We start from the raw sequence: 16,054 nt of genomic DNA on the forward strand, positions 1-16,054 counted from the left end.
ATGGCTTTATCCACCAACCTTTCGGCAAGTCAAAAGTTAAAAAGCAAAGCTCAAAAGTTCTTTCTTTTGCCTTTTGCCTTTTTACTTGTTCCTGCTTCGACAGTGGCGCAAATTATACCAGATAGCAGCCTCCCAGTCAACTCCATCGTGAGTCCCGAAGGCAATACCAACGTCATCACGGGTGGAACTAGCGCCGGTGGCAATTTGTTCCACAGCTTTAGGGAGTTTTCCATACCCACCAACGGTACGGCCTTTTTCAACAACGGGTTGGATATCCAAAATATCATCACCAGGGTGACGGGTGGTTCAATTTCCAGAATAGATGGTTTGCTGCGAGCTAATGGCATCGCCAATTTCTTTTTGCTCAATCCGAATGGGATTATTTTTGGCCCTAATGCGCGTCTGGATATTAATGGCTCGTTTCTGGCGAGTACGGCGCGTAGCCTGAAGTTTGCCGACGGCAGCGAACTAGGCACTAGCGCTACACAAACACCACCGCTGCTGACGGTGAGCGTGCCTGTGGGCTTGCAATTCGGTCAGACGACGGGGAGTATTGTCGTAGAAGGGAAAGGTCAGTCGGGAGTGGGCCTGGTAAAAGCATTTGAAAGCGAGTTGAATCCCTTGGAAGTGAAACCGGGGAATACCTTGACGCTTGTGGGGGGAGAGGTAAGGTTGGATGGTGGGATTTTGCAGGCACCGGGGGGTAGAGTTGAGTTGGGTGCGATCGCGCAAGGAACAGTCGAAATAAATTCCGATCGCAGTTTGACTTTCCCCTCCGAAACGGACCGCGGCGATGTCTTCTTCACCAATGGAGCCGCAATTAACGTTATCGGCTCAGGTGGCGGTAATATTACCATCAACGCTAGAAATTTGGATATTTCGGGAAATACCCTCCTTACCAATGGGATAGAGTCAAGTTTAGGCAATCTGGCGACCGAAGCGGGAGATATTACGCTGAATGCGACAGGATCGATCGCAATAGAGTCCAGCCGAATTGAAAATAACGTTAATTTTGATACCGCTGCTGATGGCGGCAACATTAATATAATTGCTCGTTCCCTTTCCCTTGACAATTTGGCACAAGTAGACGCTGGCAACTTTGGACAGGGGAACGCCGGAAACATATTTGTACAGATTGATGACTTTATTTCCCTCGCCAATGGCAGCTCGATCGAGAGTAATGCTTACAACGACAAGCAAAAATCTGGGGGAATTGCCGGATTCGTTTCTATAAAAGCCGGTAACTCGATCGCCATTGATAATAATAGCTCGATCGCCGCCCAGAACTTTGGCGGCATGGATACCTCTGGTAATACAGGTGCTATTGACATAAATGCCCCATCAATCTTGTTATCAAATGAGGCTAAACTGAGTACCAGTACTTTTGGCCCTGGTGCTGGTGGTGACATTAACATTCAGGGAAATTACCTTTCAGTAACAGGCGGCTCTACAGTAGAAGCCAATACGTTTGGAGACGGAAACGCAGGAAATATCGCTGTGAATGCGATCGATAGCATGAACATTGATGGCGCTAGCATAGAAAGCAGTAGCCTTGGTACGGGGAATGCTGGTTACGTATTTATTGAAGCTGGCGATACGATCGCTATTGCAAATAACAGTACCATCTCCAGCGATGCCTATAGGTTCAACAACGACACCGATACCGAGCCCAAAAACAATGGTTCTGTTTTTGGCGGCACAGCAGGATATATTTTTGTATCAGCTAAAAACATCGCGATCGACAAAAGCAAGCTCACAGCAGATACTTTTTCTGGGTTTGGTACTTCTGAAACTGCGAGAAATCAACCTGGTGCTATTTTTATGTTGGCCGATTACATCTCCCTATCAGATGAATCCCAACTGAGTACGAATACTTTTGGGATTGGCGTTGGTGGTGACATTATTATCAATTCGCGCTCTCTTTCGGTTACAGGTGGCTCTCGACTGGAAGCCACAACTTCTGGAGCCGGAAACGCAGGAAATATGATCGTGAATGCTACCGATAGCGTCACAATTTCTGGAACCAGTCCATTCCAAATAATTGAAGAAATCTTTGAAGATCTTACCGTTAAAAATCTTCAAGGCGGAAAATCTAGCGGATTGTTTACCGATACAAACAACGCAGACAGCGGTGAAGGCGGTTATATTGAAATCCAAACTGGCAACTTAACAATATCAGATGGAGGAGTTTTGAGTGCCCGTTCTAAAAGTAGTGCCAACGGAGGTGATATTAGAGTCGTTGCAGATCGCTCGGTGGCAATAACGGGTGGTGGACAAATCCTCACAACAACCTACAGCACTGGTAAAGCAGGTAGCATCTCCATCAGTGCCAACGACAGCGTTACCATTTCTGGCATAGACCCAAATTACGACGATCGATTGAGCCAACTGAAAGATCTATTGCAGCAAGTGCAAAATGTATTGCCGGATGAAGAAGCTGCCAGCAGATTTGATACCAATGGCCCCAGCAGCAGCTTATCAGCAAGCACCAAAGGAGCCGGAACAGCTGGAAACGTCATAATTGAAGCAGGTAACACAGTCGCGCTCGCAGACAAAGCCTCCATCTCCAGCGCCACCTCTGAACAAGGAGAAGCTGGAAGCGTATTTGTAACAGCTGGTGACACGCTGTCGATCGCAAATAGCTCTATTTACACAGGCTCCGAACCAGAACTCGTAACAAAAGGAAACGGCAGCGGTAATGGCGGCGAAATTAACATCGAAGCCCGATCGGTTATATTAAGCGATAACACTCGGCTCGTAAGCAGCACCTTTGGAGATGGAAACGCTGGAAATGTAGAGATTAAAGCTGAATCTTTTGCCTTGACCGATGGTTCTAGATTAGATGTTGGCACCTTTGGCACAGGCGATGCAGGCAACATAAATATTGATGTTGATGGTTCTGTAGAAATAGCAGGCAATTCAACCACAATCTTGAGCGACACACAACAAGCTGATGGTAATGGCGGCATCATTAACATCAACGCTCGGTTATTCTCTTTAACTGACAGTGCGGCGCTGGAAACTAGCACCTCTGGATCGGGAAAAGCTGGTAACGCGATCATTAAAGTCCCCAGCGGTGATGTTTTTCTCAGTAATAAAGGCTCGATCGAAAGCAATAGCTCTGGAACAGGCGCAGCAGGCGACATCCAAGTTACTGCTCGCAACCTCCAGTTTAATAACCAAGGATCGATCGCAGCCGAAACCGAACTATCCGGTAAAGGCGGTAATATTAACCTACAGGTACAAGACTTATTGCTTCTGCGTCGAGACAGCAACATTACCACATCCGCAGCCACCGCAGCAGGCCCTGGAGATGGCGGCAATATTACAATTAACGCAAGCAATCTCGTCGGCTTAGCAAATGGCGACATCTTTGCCAACGCCAACAACGGCAGAGGCGGTTACATCCAAATCAATGCCACGGGAGTTTTTGGGATAGCGCGGCGGGAAATACGAAACGACACAACTAGCGACATCACTGCCACATCCGAATTAGACCCATCCCTGAATGGGGAAGTAACAATCAATACCCCTGATGTCGATCCCAGCCAAGGATTGGTAGAGCTGTCAGTCCAAACTGTCGATACCGAAAATCAAGTTGCCAAAAGCTGTGCCCGCCGCAACAGCAACCAATTTACCGTCACAGGACGCTCCGGGCTGCCGCCAAGTCCCAATAATTACCTCAACAGTGAGGGAGTTTGGGTAGATTTGCGAACATCTCAGCCAACCCAAGAGAATTCCCCATCGCCAAGTCGGAATTCGCAGTTTAGTAGGCCCGATCGCATTGTCGAAGCCCAAGGATGGGTGAGAACTGCGGATGGCAAAATAGTACTAACCGCCCAAACGTCATCCGTCACGCCCAGCAGTCCGGCATTGACGCCACCGGGCTGTAACTAATTTTAACTTTGAGGTTTCAATAAACAATATTTAAATTAAAATTAAAACCTCAATAATTTAAACTCTACCCCAAAAATTATAAAATTATGTTTATAATTCGCCGCTCCTACTTCCTCTCGCTCGCTTTATTTATCTTGGCTTTGTCTGCAACCATTAGCCTACCAGCTATCTCCACCGAAAATAATACCATTTTTAACGATCGAGCCAAACAATCTCAGATTTTGGTTAAACCCGTCACCGAATTCAACACTCAGCATTCAGCACTCAGCACTTCCCACTCCCCACTCAGCACTCAGCACTCAGCACTCAGCACTCAGCACTTCCCACTCAGCACTCCCCACTCAGCACTCAGCACTTCGCACTCCCCACTCCCCACTCAGCACTCAGCACTCAGCACTCAGCACTTCCCACTCAGCACTCCCCACTCAGCACTCAGCACTGCCCACTCCCCACTCCCCACTCAGCACTCAGCACTCAGCACTCAAGAAGATTTGCTGCAACAAGGAAAAACATTTTACGAAGCAGGACAATTTAGTAAGGCGGCAAAAGTTTGGCAGGAAGCGGCATCAAAGTTTGCAGATAAAAAAGAGACACTCAACCAGGCAAGAGCATCTACAATGCTGTCGTTAGCTCTTCAGCAACTCGGACAGTGGAACGAAGCAAGAGAAGCAATATCAAAAAGTTTAAATATCTTAAATTCCCAAGACTCAAACTCCGATCGCACAACGATTTTGGCTCAAGCATTAAACGCCAAAGGTAATTTGGAATTGGCGCAGGGAAATGCCGAAGAAGCTTTATCTATTTGGCAACAAGCTGCTGCCGCTTATGGCTCTTCAGGCGATCGGGCCGGAGTTATTGGTAGCCAGATTAACCAAGCCCAAGCAATGCAAGTCTTGGGGCTTTATCGTCGCGCCTCCACCACATTGGAGCAAATAGAACAAACCCTTCAAAAAGAACAAGACTCCCTCATTAAAGCAATCGGATTACGCAGCCTCGGTAACACTCTCAGACAAGTTGGTAAATTAGATCGTTCCCGTCAAGTATTGCAGCAAAGTTTGGAGATAGGAAAACGATCGCAATCCACCTCAGATCTAGGAGAAACCCTGCTGAGTTTAGGCAACACATCCCGCAACCTACAGGATGCAGCTGCCGCCATAAAATATTATCAAGAAGCCGAAGAAGTATCCAATAACGACCTGACGCGAATCCAATCTCAACTAAATCAACTCAGCCTTTTACTAGAACAAAAACATCTGGCTTTATCCAAAACCTTGCTCGCTCGAATCAAGCCCCAAATTACTAACTTACCGCCCAGTCGTGCCGGTATATATGCCAAGATTAACTTAGCTCAAAGCCTGAAAAAAATATCGGAAATAAGCGATAATTTATCAATTGCCGATCGAGAACAACTGAGACAGGACATGGCACAGTTATTAGCAACAGCAGCGCAACAGGGAGAAAGCCTCCAAGACCCACGCGCCAAAAGCTATGCTCTGGGCAATCTGGGTAACTTATATCAAGAAAACCAACAACTGTCCCACGGCCAAAAATTGACCGAGCAAGCCTTACTGCTCGCCCAAGCAATTAACGCCGGGGACATCGCCTACCAGTGGCAATGGCAGTTGGGAAGACTCTACAAAAAGCAGGGAAAGATCGAAAATGCGATCGCCGCCTACACCGAAGCAGTCAACACCTTACAATCATTGCGTAGCGATTTAGTTGCGATCGATCGAGACCTGCAATTCTCCTTTCGCGATAGCGTCGAACCCGTCTACCGAGAATTAGTCGGACTCCTCCTACAAGCTTCACCAGAAGAGGAAACCGAAGAAACAAGATCCCCAAATACCAACTCTCCCTTACCAATCCAAAATCCAAAATCCTCTGGTGCTTCGGTGGGCATCGTGACGGGAACCGCCAAGACGCCCACTTCGCGCCAAATCCAAAATCGAATCGCTCAAGCCCGTAACGTCTTAGAATCTCTACAACTGGCCGAATTAGACAACTTCTTTCAAGAATCTTGTTTAGACGCCAAACCAGTCCAGATCGATCGAGTTGACCCCACAGCAGCAGTCATCTATCCAATCATCCTGCCAGACAGATTAGAAGTAATTCTCAGCATACCCAACCAGCCCCTCCGCCACTACGCCACCCCCATATCCGGCGATCGAGTCGAAGTTAGCATAGACCAATTGCGTCAATCCCTCAGCCCCGTCGGCTCCACCCAGAAGCGTTTGAGCCTTTCCCAACAATTCTACGATTGGCTGATTCGTCCGGCCCAGGCAGACCTAGCCAGAAACGGAATACAAACCCTCGTATTTGTGCCAGATGGTTTAATGCGGAATCTGCCAATGGCTATCCTCAACGATGGTACTCAATTCTTACTAGAAAAGTACCGGATTGCGGTGACTCCTGGGTTGCAACTTCTAGAGCCCAAAGTTTTGACACAAAAGTCTTTCAGGGTATTAACTGGCGGACTCACCGAAGCTCGTCAAAACTTTTCGGCATTGCCTGCTGTAAAAACCGAATTGAGCCAAATCAGCGCCGAAGTAAGGAGTACTTTACTTCTAGATGGACAGTTCACTAGCGCTGGCCTCAAAAAAGAGATTAAGGATGCTGCTTTCCCGGTGGTTCACCTGGCAACTCACGGCCAGTTTAGTTCCAATGCGGAGGATACGTTTATTCTCACCTGGGATAACAAAATCAACGTCAAACAGTTCGATGAATTACTGGAAGTCAGAGTTCAAGGCCAACGGAAGCCGATCGAATTGCTCGTTCTCAGCGCCTGTCAGACTGCCACAGGAGACAAGCGAGCTGCCCTGGGACTGGCAGGAATGGCAGTGCGGTCTGGTGCAAGGAGTACGATCGCTTCCCTGTGGTCTGTCAACGACGAGGCCACTTCCGAGTTGATGACTTTATTTTACCGAGAGCTAGCTCAACCTGGAGTCAGTAAAGCGGAATCCCTCCGCCGCGCCCAGCTGAATCTACTCAACAATCCCACCTACAAGCATCCGTATTACTGGGCGGCATTTGTGCTGGTAGGAAATTGGCTGTAAACTACCCGCCACCAAGCCCAGGACAGCTATGGTGGAGCTTTCAATAGCCCTAAGACGATCTTGCAATAAAAGTTTTGAAATCTAAAATCTAAAATCTAAAATTCCCTACTTCCGTGAGGTTTTATGACTTGGATGAATTTACCTCTATCCGCTGCCATCCTTACAGTAACCTTGAGTTTAGAAACCGCGATCGTTCCTAGCTTGCCAGCACAGTCCGATCGGCCCACCATAACTGAAACATCCCCCCGTGCCTGGCAAGTAAGTCAGACATACATACCTCCCAATCGAGAGGCACCCCGTACAACTGCGGGCGGCGCAACGCGGGGGGGATGCTTGGAAAACTCAGGACTTTTAAGATCTTTGATGCCTGCAAATAACTTGGGGCTGACGATCGCAGAATATCCCACATTATATTGGGATATCCCTTCATCTAAGGCAGAGGCATTGGAATTCGAGCTGCGGGATGCCAACGAAAATAGGCTAGTCAAAAAAACTTTGCCCATTCCCAGTACCCCCGGTGTGATTAGGTTGACCCTCCCCAAGCGCGAATTACCGCCTCTAGCAGTGGGCAAAATGTATCACTGGTACTTGACAATGGTTTGCCCATCTGAAGATTCTGGAGACAAAAGTGGGAATATTATTGTAGATGGATGGATCGAGCGAACCCAAGCTAGCCCAACTCTAGTCAAGGAACTTGAGAAGGCAGAACCCAGCGATCGCTGGGCCCTATATGCAGCAGCGGGCCTATGGCAGGACTCTCTGACAACCTTAGCCGAGCTGCGCCGCGCCAATCCTGATGACTCGACCCTAGCAGACCAGTGGGAAAAGCTCCTGAAGTCAGCCGATTTAGATCCAATAGTTGAAAAGCCCCTGGTTGACTGCTGCACGGCCAACAGGTAATTAATTAACTTTTTCCGAATTACCTGCAAGTTTTATGTGGTCAAAGCTAAGACAGCAAATTTGGGAATGGCGCGGGGTATTAATTACAGCTCCTACTGTAGCTGGATTAACGATCGCTTTGCGCTTGGCAGGATTGTTCCAGCTATCGGAATGGTCAGCTTACGACCAGTTTTTTCGCCTACGTCCCCAGGAAAGGGCCGACGAGCGCATTGTTATTGTCGGAATTAGCGAGACAGACCTGCAAACATTAAAGCAGTGGCCGATTCACGATGATGTCTTGGCTAACTTACTAAATAAAATCAAAAAACAGCAGCCTGTAGCAATTGGTTTGGATATCTATCGCGATTTGCCTGTAGAACCCGGACATAAGCAATTGGTAAATCTGTATAAGACTACGCCTAACTTGATTGCCATCAAGAAAATGGTTGGAGGTGCGGGAGGCCCTGCGGTACAGCCACCACCAGAACTAGAAGCCCTATTTCAAGTAAGCGCTAACGATCTGCCATTGGATACAGATAGCAAGATCCGTCGGCATTTTCTGTATATCTCACAAGGCGATCGAACAATAGAAAGTTTGGGACTGAGACTGGCTAATATTTATCTACAAAAAAAAGGAATTACACCTAAAGCTGCTGCTGTCAATCAAGATTATTTGCAATTGGGTAAAGCCGTGTTTGTTCCTTTTGAGGCAAATGATGGCGGCTATGTACGCACTGATGCCAGAGGCTACCAGTTGTTGTTGAACTTTCGCGGGCCAGCCGCAAGCTTTAAGATCGTGTCGATCATGGATGTATTGGAGAATCGCATACCGTCAGACTTGATGCGCGATCGGATCGTCTTGATCGGTTCAACGGCAGAAAGTCTCAACGATTTGTTATACACTCCTTACAGTAGCAGTCTGCTTGGCATACCCAAACGTACTTCTGGCGTAGAAGTCCATGCCAATTTAACCAGTATGATCTTGAGTACAGCACTAGATAATCGACCCTTAATCAAAACTTGGCCTGAGTGGTTGGAGTGGTTGTGGATTTTGAGCGGTTCCACTGTCGGCGCTATTTTGAGTTGGCAAGGGCGGTACAAAAAAGGTGTTGCCAAGTTCTCTCCCCGGAGAACGGCTAGTATGTTTTTAGTTGTGGGAGGTATCTTTGTAGTCGGCTACCTCGCATTTCTAAAAGGTTGGTGGATTCCTGTGGTTCCACCAGTATTGGCAATGGCAGGATCTGCGATCGTCATCACCAGTTACATAGCCCGTACAGCAGGAGAAATTCGTCAAACCTTTAGTCGCTACCTCACCGATGAAGTAGTAGCCAGTCTCCTGGAATCACCGTCAGGATTGAGGTTGGGCGGAGAGAGGCGTAAGATAACTATCCTGATGTCCGATTTAAGAGGCTTTTCAGCCGTATCAGAACGATTGCCACCAGAAACAGTAGTTTCCATGTTAAATATCTATCTGGGGGCAATGGCCGATGAAATCGTCAAATACCAGGGAACCATTGACGAATTTATCGGCGATGCGATTTTAGTTCTCTTTGGAGCCCCAACTCAAAGAGAAAATGATGCCGAAAGGGCAGTAGCTTGTGCCATAGCAATGCAACTGGCTATGGACGAAGTTAACCAAAAAAACGAACGCTTGGGCTTACCAAAAATAGAAATGGGTATTGGGATCAACACAGGTGAAGTAGTAGTAGGAAATATAGGCTCGGACAAACGCGCCAAATATGGTGTAGTTGGCAGTCATGTCAACCTAACTGCCCGCATCGAGACATATACTTTAGGCGGCGAAATTATGATTTCCGAAGCTACCCTCAAAGATGTAGGCGACATCCTACAAATAGACGGGGATTTCCCGGCAAAACCAAAAGGCTTTAACGAGCCTATCACCATCCACGAAGTCGGGGGAATCGGTGGCAAGTACAACCTCAAATTGCCCAAAAAAGAAGATTTACTTGTTAAACTAAAAGAGGAATTACCCGTAGAATACGGCATTCTGAAAGAGAAGCATATTGATGGCAATACCTACAAAGGAACCTTAGTCAAGTTGTCAATCAAAGGGGCTGAACTACGTTCGGATAATATACTCAAGCCACGGGAAGATAATATCAAAATAAACTTATTAATAGGAACCGATGAAACAACCGTCAGCGGAGATATATATGGCAAAGTTTTGAGAAAAATCAAAGAAGGGGATGGAAATTATTACATCGTCTTTACCAACATTGCACCGGAAGTGGCTGGATTACTTAACCAGATTTATCATAAAAATGTCTCACATTACTAAAAAAACAATTAAAGTTTTGAGCCTCAATCATTATATAATGGGGCACGTTACATATCAAAACATATTAGAGAAAACTTTTCGGGATTATATTCCAGAAGTTGAATTTAATTCGTTACATCTAACTGATTACTTTAAGACCGACTTACCGGGTAGAATCTTATACTGGCTGCTCAGCAAACAGTTACCAGGATCTGATAAAATTGATTATGACTTTCACAGATTTCGTACCGAATTAGCTACTTCCTTCTTTGCCCGTCGCTGTTTAGAACGCGCTTTAAAGAATTATCAGCCTGATGTTCTTCATATTCATACCCAAGCAATTGCCTACCTTGCCGCCCCCCTATTTAAACAGATCCCCTCAGTAGTTTCACTTGACTATACCGCAGCTTTACTGACAACTGAGCATCCATTCCCATCGGCTATTACTTATAAACCGCTCGTAGAAGTAGAGCGTAAATGTTTTGCAGCAGCAGCCCATATTATCACCTGGTCAGACCGATCGCGACGCTCTGTAATTGATGATTACGGTATTTCACCGACAAAGGTTACTAATATTCACCCTGGTGTGCCTTTAGAGCTTTTCGCTGGCATAACCCCAAGAGATCCCCAGAGTAAGCCTCGCCTGCTATTTGTCGGCAATGACTTTATACGTAAAGGAGGGGAAGATCTGCTAGCCGTCTTTTTGGAGAATCTCAGCAATATTTGCGAGCTTGACATTGTTACTAATGCTGCTGTAAACTTACCTGTAATACATAATGTAAAAATCCATCGAGGTGTGAGTGCATTTTCTCCAGAAATTATCAAACTCTATGCAGCAGCAGATATATTTGTAATGCCTACTCACGAGGAAGTTTATGGAATAGTTTTCACAGAAGCGATGGCAGCGGGTTTGCCCTGTATTGGCACTACAGTTATGACTGTTCCAGAATTAGTGCAGAATGGGGTGAATGGGTTTACGGTGAAAGCGGGCGATCGGGCAGCTTTGCGAGCAGCGCTCCTCAAGTTGATTAACGATCCCGATCTAAGATTATCAATGGGTAAGGCTGGCAGAGAAATTGCCAAAAAACAATTTGATGCTGTCTTAAACTGTAAAGAAATTACTAAAATATTTACTTACCTATCATCCGAAAAGAACAAGGTTTATTTTAAGGGTTAAAACTACAATGGGCAATCCTATATGTATTTGCGGTTCGGAAAAGTTTGACATAGTTATTGAGGGCGATTATTCCTATTTTACCCCCAATGGAAAAGCCGTACCATTTCAAGCCCTAAAATGCTTGAAATGTGGAATTGTTATAACAAATCCACCGCCTATGGCAGTTGGCTCTAACAATGAAATGGCTAATGAAGTGGAAATACATGAGGATGGATATAGCGTTTCTATTGAAGAGCTTTTTTATAGAATTCGCCGAATAAAGCCCTATTTAAATGCCTCTACAAAGATACTAGAAATAGGTTGTTACACTGGTAAGCTAGTTGAGATGGCTGCACAGATTGGAGTCAAAGAGTCTATGGGAGTAGAAATATTAAGTAATGCCGCAGCTTATGGAAGTAGCGTAGGTAGAGATATCAGAAATATGTATCTGGACGAATGCAATTTTCCATCTAACTACTTTGATGTAATACAAGCTCATCACGTACTTGAACATATCCCCAAATTGCCAGAGACACTAGATGAAATTTGGAGAGTGCTTAAGCCAAATGGCATATTTTATGTAACAGTACCCCGATACAACTCGGTTTTTGTCAGGTCTGCCAACTGGGCTGGATGGTATCCTCAAGAACATTTTTGGCATTTTACAGAAAAGACTTTAATTGAGTTACTCGGTCAGCACGGATTTAAAATATCTAAGTTTTGCTGTCCGGTACATTATGATACTAGAAAAGATTATCTTTACCCAGTAAAAAAACTTCTAAAATGGGGGGTGAAAAAGTTAAATATGGGTGATACAGTAGAAGCTGTGTTTAGCAAAAAAATAGTAGATTAAATAAGTAACATTACCATTTAATGGGGGGGAAAATTGGGTGAAATTAGCTTAAGTATAGCTTTGGTGACGCGAAATCGACCAGAGAGTTTGGAGCGTTGTTTAAAAAGTTTGCGATCGCAAAGCATTCAACCTTTTGAAGTAGTCGTGTCCGATGATTCCGATCCAGAACTAGCACCCAAAACAGAAGCATTGGCAAAGTATTGGGACTGCCGCTATATAAAAGGCCCCCAGCGCGGCCTATACGCCAATCGCAATTACACTGCCCTAGCTTGCAAAGGAACCCATATTCGCACGATGGATGACGATCATCTCCTTCCCGAAGGACATATGGAGCAGTGTATGGAAGCTGTTTGGTTTGATCCCAAATCCATCTGGACAACTGGAGAAATGGGCTTTATCAATGGTGAGTATTGTGGAACTTCCCAAACAGCAACCCAATTATATCCATCGGGAGTGGCTGGTTCAGTCACAGATGTTGATGATAACTGGGCGATCGCTGATGGCGCTACAATTTATCCCAAGGAAGTTTTTGACCGAGGGCACAGAATGGTGGAATGGTTTCCGTTTGGATCTAGCTATTTAGAGTTTGGAGCCTACCTTTACTACCACGGGTTTCGCAGTCGTTGTATACCAGGTGCATTAATTAAACACTATGCCGATCAAACTATTTTGACAAGACGAAATAACATCAGTGTAATAGAAAGCCAGCTTTATGCCAGCCTTTGTTTCAATTTTTTCTTTAAGCCTAATCCAGGGCTGGCAGCAAAGTATATTTTATCGTGTATACGATACTCTAATTTCAATCAAAATTTGGTGTGGAATTTACCTAAACTTATAACTCAAGCAAAAAGACGCTGGCATAAAAATTAAAAGCCAACTTTTGAATTAAAAAAAAGATTGAAAATACTCAAATCTGGGGGAAGAATGAAAGCAATTGAAAAAATAAACCACCTTAAAAATCTTATATTACGCTCCAGGTTTCACTACTTTAGAATGGCGATGGTGCATCCGCCTTATTGGATTGCAGCCAATGGTAAAACTTCTCAGATACTTGCTGGCGACGATCTTGGTTCGTTAACTTGTTATGGAGAGGTTATTGTTGACGACTGCTATGATATTTTTAACTATTCAAAACACTTTAAGCCATCAGTAATCGTGGATATTGGTGCAAATGTTGGCCTATTTAGCAAGCTTTGCAGCTTACTGTTTCCCGATGCTGATATATATGCCTACGAACCCAATCCAAAGGCATTAAATTGGCTTGAACAAAATGCCGATTTGACTCGGATAAAAGTATATCCTTTTGCTGTTGCTGACCAGGCGGGGTTGGTAATGCTGGATAGCGAAACTGACTCTACAAATGGACGCATCAGTAACGAAGGTAATTTAACTGTCAACTGTGTCAGTCCATCTGAAGTGGCTGAAGGAGTTCAAATCGATCTGTTGAAGATGGATTGTGAGGGTTCAGAGTGGTCTATTTTACAAGATACGGAACTGCTTAAGCGTACTCACAACTTTTGCATGGAGTATCATCTGTTTGATAAACAGACCATTCAAGATCTACAAGAGCTAATTGAAAAGGCAGGTCATCGTATTGTTCGTGTATCTCCGCAAATAGATTGGGAGAGTACGGTTGGTATTCTTTGGTCAAGACGTATGTCAACTTAAAAGGTTACTTATGCGTATAAATAAAATTTTGTAAACAAGTATGTCAGCCAAAAGAATCGTAGTGGAGGCAATAGTCTGGTTGGTAAGCCGGATGCTTAGCAAGCATAATAATGTACCAGAAAAAGTACAATCAATTTTTATTTTACGGAACAACGACCTTGGCGATCTTTTAATAGTCACTCCCCTTTTCGAGGCGTTAAGGCGGCGCTTTCCTGATGCTTATATTGTAGCTGGCGTCGGTCAATGGAACGTAGAAACTATTAAGCTAAATCCTTATCTTTCAGAAATACTGTCTGTTAACGCGCCTTGGAACAACAAATTTATTTCAAATCAAAATTGGTGGGATGCACTCAATTATATTGCTTTTTCACCTGAGACTCAGGAGTTGGAAAAACGTCATTTTGATGTAGGTATTGATGTTTTAGGAAGCTATTTTGGTTCATTGTTGATGGTGCGTGCAGGTATTCCCTATCGCTTGGGGGTGCGGGGATATGCAGGTGGACATTCCGCAGTGCAGCAGTACGTTGAGTTTAATGAGTGGCAGCACGTTGGTCGTGCTGCTCTGGGTTTTGCGGAGCTTTTAGGGGCGACTGAACTGCCAAAATGCAGACCGCAGATATTCTTAAGTCAGAGCGAACGACAGGCAGGTGAGCGTCGCTGGTCGCGAAGGGTTGAGGGAGCAGACCGACGACCGAAGCGCATCGTTATTGGCCCAGGGGGAGGCTTTGCGGAAAAGTGCTGGCCTTTGGAAAATTACGCAGCTTTGGTAAAAATACTGACTGCGATCGACCACTTAGAAGTTATTATTGTGGGAGGCAAGCAAGATCGCGAGGCCGGAAGAGAATTAGCGGCAATTTCCAGCTTAGTGCAAAATTTGGCGGGAGATTTGACAATAAGAGAAACTTTCGCGCTGGTAGCTGCTGCTGATTTGGCAATCTGTAACTCTAGTATGTTAATGCACGCCGCTGCTGCCTTCTCTATACCTACGGTTGTTTTGCTTGGAGATTGTTTTACTTCAGCTAAACTACATACTGCTCAGTGGGGTTATGATGGAACTTGTCATATATTTGGTAAGGAGGGAGAGCGACAGGAAATTTATACGCCGACCGAGGTGATGTCAATTGTTTGTAAGTTGTTAGAAATTTAATCTGCACACAGGTACACCGGAGATTATGAGCATTATTATTGTGACAGGTTCTGCTGGACTAATAGGTTCCGAATCAGTACGTTTCTTTTGCGAGAAAGGTTATAGAGTTGTGGGCATAGACAACAATATGAGAGAGACTTTTTTCGGCAAAGGTGCTTCCACAGAATGGAACCGCGATCGCTTATTACAAGATTATGGAAAAAACTATATCCATCATGCAATTGACATTCGAGATCGAGAAGCTATAGCTCAAGTATTTAACACCTATGATAAAGATATTAGCCTGATTATTCATACTGCTGCTCAACCTTCCCACGACTGGGCTGCTAGCGATCCTCACACTGACTTTACAGTCAACGCCAATGGCACTCTAGTATTACTAGAAAATACTCGCCTAATTTGCCCGGAGGCTGTATTTATTTTTTGTTCAACCAACAAAGTTTATGGAGATACCCCAAATTATTTACCATTGACTGAACAAGAATTGCGCTGGGAGATTGACGAAACCCACCCTTACAGGAAGGGTATTGACGAAAATATGAGCATCGACCAATGCAAACATTCTTTGTTTGGGGTTTCTAAAGTTGCCGCCGATATATTGGTTCAGGAATATGGCCGTTATTTTGGTATGAAAACAGCTACTTTTCGCGGCGGTTGTTTGACTGGGCCTAGTCACTCTGGTGCTGAGTTACATGGCTTTCTTTCTTATTTAATGAAATGTACTATGACTGGAAAAACTTACAAAATTTACGGTTATAAAGGCAAACAAGTTCGCGATAATATTCATAGCTACGATTTAGTCAATGCGTTTTATCATTTCTACAAAAATCCCCGTGTGGCTGAGGTGTACAATATCGGAGGAGGTCGTTTTAGTAATTGTTCGATGTTAGAAGCAATTCAATATTGCGAGACGATTGCTCATAAAAAGCTTAACTGGATGTATGAAGAGTCAAACCGAATAGGAGACCATATTTGGTGGATTAGCGATATTGATAAATTCAAAAATCACTATCCTGAATGGAATCTCACTTATGGTATTCAAGAAATTTTAAAAGAGATTTTTACCCTAAATTTAAGTAGATGGCTCTAGCATTAATACAGGGATTAACTTAAGTTTGTAAAC

At 44.7% G+C, this 16,054-nt stretch carries 10 protein-coding genes; all 10 read left to right on the plus strand.

Annotation, left to right across the window (positions count from 1 at the left end; genetic code table 11):
* The 10 genes from LAY57_RS07845 (at window position 1) to LAY57_RS07890 (ending at window position 16,021) form a co-directional block, all read left to right on the plus strand.
* On the plus strand, window positions 1–3,897 hold the full coding sequence (locus LAY57_RS07845; RefSeq protein WP_249065851.1) for a two-partner secretion domain-containing protein: 3,897 nt from the start codon (window positions 1–3) through the stop codon (window positions 3,895–3,897).
* An 86-nt stretch (window positions 3,898–3,983) separates the two neighbouring features.
* The gene (locus tag LAY57_RS07850) at window positions 3,984–6,950 is read left to right on the plus strand and encodes a CHAT domain-containing protein (RefSeq protein WP_249065852.1); all 2,967 of its coding nucleotides are present in this window, start codon (window positions 3,984–3,986) and stop codon (window positions 6,948–6,950) included.
* A 123-nt stretch (window positions 6,951–7,073) separates the two neighbouring features.
* The gene (locus tag LAY57_RS07855; RefSeq protein ID WP_249065853.1) at window positions 7,074–7,850 is read left to right on the plus strand and encodes a DUF928 domain-containing protein; all 777 of its coding nucleotides are present in this window, start codon (window positions 7,074–7,076) and stop codon (window positions 7,848–7,850) included.
* Between the two features lie 34 nt (window positions 7,851–7,884).
* The gene (locus LAY57_RS07860; protein WP_249065854.1) at window positions 7,885–10,128 is read left to right on the plus strand and encodes a CHASE2 domain-containing protein; all 2,244 of its coding nucleotides are present in this window, start codon (window positions 7,885–7,887) and stop codon (window positions 10,126–10,128) included.
* Window positions 10,112–11,284 (plus strand): glycosyltransferase family 4 protein, encoded by a 1,173-nt coding sequence (locus LAY57_RS07865; protein ID WP_249065855.1) that lies wholly within the window; start codon window positions 10,112–10,114, stop codon window positions 11,282–11,284. The genes LAY57_RS07860 and LAY57_RS07865 overlap by 17 nt, the downstream gene beginning before the upstream one ends.
* 7 nt (window positions 11,285–11,291) lie before the next feature.
* On the plus strand, window positions 11,292–12,116 hold the full coding sequence (locus tag LAY57_RS07870) for a class I SAM-dependent methyltransferase (protein ID WP_249065856.1): 825 nt from the start codon (window positions 11,292–11,294) through the stop codon (window positions 12,114–12,116).
* A gap of 33 nt (window positions 12,117–12,149) precedes the next feature.
* Window positions 12,150–12,986 carry a glycosyltransferase family 2 protein gene (locus LAY57_RS07875; RefSeq protein WP_249065857.1) on the plus strand — a complete coding sequence of 279 codons (837 nt, stop codon included), beginning with the start codon at window positions 12,150–12,152 and terminating at the stop codon, window positions 12,984–12,986.
* Window positions 12,987–13,040: 54 nt separating this feature from the next.
* Entirely contained in the window at window positions 13,041–13,784 is a 744-nt protein-coding gene (locus LAY57_RS07880; RefSeq protein WP_249065858.1) for an FkbM family methyltransferase, read from the plus strand.
* Window positions 13,785–13,824: 40 nt separating this feature from the next.
* Window positions 13,825–14,931 (plus strand): glycosyltransferase family 9 protein, encoded by a 1,107-nt coding sequence (locus tag LAY57_RS07885; RefSeq protein WP_249065859.1) that lies wholly within the window; start codon window positions 13,825–13,827, stop codon window positions 14,929–14,931.
* 25 nt (window positions 14,932–14,956) lie between these two features.
* Complete coding sequence (locus tag LAY57_RS07890; protein WP_249065860.1) at window positions 14,957–16,021, plus strand: NAD-dependent epimerase/dehydratase family protein; 1,065 nt, start codon at window positions 14,957–14,959, stop codon at window positions 16,019–16,021.
* Window positions 16,022–16,054 lie beyond the last annotated feature (33 nt).

This window comes from Argonema antarcticum A004/B2 (assembly GCF_023333585.1).
In the GTDB taxonomy this organism is placed as follows: domain Bacteria; phylum Cyanobacteriota; class Cyanobacteriia; order Cyanobacteriales; family Aerosakkonemataceae; genus Argonema; species Argonema antarcticum.